3 protein-coding genes are annotated in these 1,971 nt (G+C 33.1%); all 3 read left to right on the forward strand.

The window, feature by feature from the left end; genetic code table 11:
- The first annotated feature begins 89 nt into the window (after positions 1 to 89).
- The 3 genes from B2S90_RS02825 (at position 90) to B2S90_RS02835 (ending at position 1,962) form a co-directional block, all read left to right on the forward strand.
- Positions 90 to 563, forward strand: coding sequence for a TetR-like C-terminal domain-containing protein (locus B2S90_RS02825; protein WP_279147516.1), 474 nt, complete (start codon positions 90 to 92; stop codon positions 561 to 563).
- Positions 564 to 656: 93 nt separating this feature from the next.
- Positions 657 to 1,628 (forward strand): aldo/keto reductase, encoded by a 972-nt coding sequence (locus tag B2S90_RS02830; protein WP_278861378.1) that lies wholly within the window; start codon positions 657 to 659, stop codon positions 1,626 to 1,628.
- A 64-nt stretch (positions 1,629 to 1,692) separates the two neighbouring features.
- Positions 1,693 to 1,962: a hypothetical protein gene (locus tag B2S90_RS02835; RefSeq protein ID WP_278861379.1), complete on the forward strand. Its 270-nt coding sequence runs from the start codon at positions 1,693 to 1,695 to the stop codon at positions 1,960 to 1,962.
- Positions 1,963 to 1,971 lie beyond the last annotated feature (9 nt).

Raw genomic sequence — 1,971 nt, forward strand, 5'->3', positions numbered from 1 at the left:
GTCAATCGAAAGCATACACAATAAAATAGTAAGTAATGTTCGTGAGAACTTACATTATCTCGATGTGAGTATATTTAATCACATTTTGAGTGGCAGACTTACTAGAGGATACTGAACTCTCAAGACAGACATTCTATAATCATTTTCTAGATAAGAATGATCTTATTGCCTATGTTTATGATACAGTGATTGTGAATGAGTTTGATGAAGATATGTCTATTGACTTTAAATTATCACTCACTCAGGCATTAAACAGCTTAAAGAAATATGAAACATTCGTTGAACAAGCCTGTTTAATAGATGGACAGAATTCATTAAAGAAGCATATGCTTCACCATTGTATAGCGTTCGATTTAAAATGGCATGAATATTGTATAGGAGAACCATTATCAAAAGAACTTAAATTTGCGACACTCTACCATACCAATGCCTCTCATTGTATGGTCCTTCAATGGATTCTAGATGGTATGAAAGAGCCAATAGATGAACTTGTAGACAACATCAATCATATGCGTTACTTAGGTTTAAAGGATTTATTGAAAGATCATTCTCCATATAGATAATGACCGCTATTTGTCTACTTATGGATAGAAGTACCTTTTTGTCTTTCGCTATTTATTCTTATATATATTATGATAAGTCCAGGAGGAATAATTATGAAATATACACAGATTGGCTCATTAAAGGTTTCTAAGGTTTGTTTAGGATGTATGGGATTTGGAGATGCATCTCAAGGTATGCATTCCTGGACATTACCTTATGAAGACTCTAAAAAGATTATTTTCCATGCTTTAGAATCAGGCATCAACTTCTTTGATACAGCGATGGCTTATCAATCAGGCACAAGTGAAGAATACTTAGGACGTGCTATTAAAGAGTATGGACATCGTGAGGATGTTATTATTGCGACTAAGTATACCCCTAAGAGTGATGATTCTATTGATTCAAGAACATATTTAACTGAGTGTTTGAATAATAGTTTAAGAAGACTACAGACTGATTATATTGATCTCTATATTATGCATATGTGGGATTATCAAACACCTATTGAAGAAACATTAGAAATACTCAATGACTTCATTAAAGAAGGTAAAATCAAAGAAATAGGTATTTCCAACTGTTTTGCATATCAATTAGCAACTGCCAATACTATTGCGAAAGAAAGAGGCTTACAAGGGTTTGTAAGTGTTCAGGGACACTATAATCTGATCTTTAGAGAAGAAGAAAGAGAAATGAAGCGTTATTGTGATGAACAAGGTATTGCGATGACACCATATAGTGCACTTGCATCAGGACGTCTAGCAAAACATCCTGGAGAAACATCACAAAGACTTGAAAAAGATACATTTGCGAGAGGTAAATATGATGCATCAAGTGATTTAGATTTAAAAATCATTCAACGTGTAGAAGAACTTGCATTAAAGCATCATGTTTCTATGAGTGAAGTATCATTATCCTGGTTGATGTCTAAAGTAGCATCACCCGTTGTAGGGGCAACTAAACTTAAACATGTTGATACAGCTGTACTTGCGACAGAACTTGAATTAAGCGAAGAAGAAAAACAATATCTAGAAGAACCATATCAGCCACATCCACTCGTAGGTGTCATGGCAACGAATACTAAATAGTCACATTATTTGTGACTATTTTTGTGTTCTATAGTATAATAAATAAGATGAAGGAGGAGTACTTATGGGACTATTTTCTAGAAAATCAAAGGTGGATTATGACCTTGTATTTAGAGAACAATATAAATCATTAAATCGTATTCATCAGCAGGCACGTGATGAATTAGATTACAAAGTAAAAGAATCATTAATGGAGGTTGTAGTAGAAAAATATCGTGAACTACTAGAACTCATTGATAAAGGGGCTAAACAAGATTATAAACACTTTGAAGCATTAAAAAAGAATGCGGAAGATGAATTACAGACTATTAAGAATATTAATGAAGATGCATAGAGGAGAAAA

The sequence above is a fragment of the Catenibacterium sp. UBA627 genome (genome assembly GCF_002299355.1).
In the GTDB taxonomy this organism is placed as follows: domain Bacteria; phylum Bacillota_I; class Bacilli_A; order Erysipelotrichales; family Coprobacillaceae; genus Catenibacterium; species Catenibacterium mitsuoka.

Coding starts and splice junctions, on each gene's coding strand:
- B2S90_RS02835 (WP_278861379.1), top strand. CDS start 1,693: ATGGGACTATTTTCTAGAAAATCAAAGGTGGATTATGACCTTGTATTT.
- B2S90_RS02830 (WP_278861378.1), top strand. CDS start 657: ATGAAATATACACAGATTGGCTCATTAAAGGTTTCTAAGGTTTGTTTA.